The organism is Acidovorax sp. KPB24-03 (assembly GCF_057546605.1).
This window is the reverse complement of record NZ_BAAJYR010000866.1, coordinates 1-722: the sequence shown is the minus strand read 5'-3', so window position 1 is coordinate 722 and position 722 is coordinate 1. Positions and strand designations below refer to the sequence as shown.

Annotated in this window: 1 protein-coding gene; it reads left to right on the top strand. The window is 73.4% G+C overall.

Going from position 1 to position 722, the window contains the following annotated elements; genetic code table 11:
* Nucleotides 1–323, top strand: a 323-nt coding sequence (locus AC27KI_RS26515; RefSeq protein WP_487116854.1) for a dienelactone hydrolase family protein, incomplete at its 5' end; no start/stop codon positions are given.
* Nucleotides 324–722: the final 399 nt, after the last annotated feature.

The window sequence follows — 722 nt, the reverse complement described above, 5'->3', positions numbered from 1 at the left end:
GGGGCGGCCTGCTCACCTGGCGCGCGGCGTGCGAGCTGCAGGGCCTGTCGGCCGCCGTCTGCTACTACGGCGGCGGCATGACCACCACCGAGGAAAGCGCGCGCACCCCGAAGGTTCCGGTGCTGGCGCACTTCGGCGACCGCGACCACTTCATCGCGCTCGACAGCGTGCAGGCCTTCGGCCGGGCCCACCCGGAAGTGGAGGTGCACGTGTACGACGCCGACCACGGCTTCAACTGCGACCAGCGCGGCTCCTACGACGAGGCCTCGGCCACCCTGGCGCGCGAGCGCACGCTGGCGTTCTTCGCCAAGCACGTGGGCTGAGCGGAGCCCCCGGGGCCGCCTGACCGGCCGCGGGCCCGGAGGCGGCCGACCGGCGTCCTACAACAGCAGCGGTCCGCCGACCGGCGTCCCACAACGGCAGGGGGTCGCCGACCGGCGTCCCACAGCGGCAGGGGGCCGAGGCTGACACGGCCGCCGAGGGCCTCCCCCTAGCGTCGGAAGGATGCGCCGCGATCTCCTTCCCCCCACCGATTTCCCTCTGGGCACCCCCGTGCGCCACGCACTGGACCGGGTCCAGGCGTTCGATGCCGACCCGCAGGCCCGTGCCACCACCGCCGATCGTTTTCGCTGGCTCGCCAAGGTGACCGGCGAGGACGCCGCCATCGGCAAGCTGTTCGAATCCCATCTGGACGCGGTCGGCATCGCGCGGGAGATCCTGGG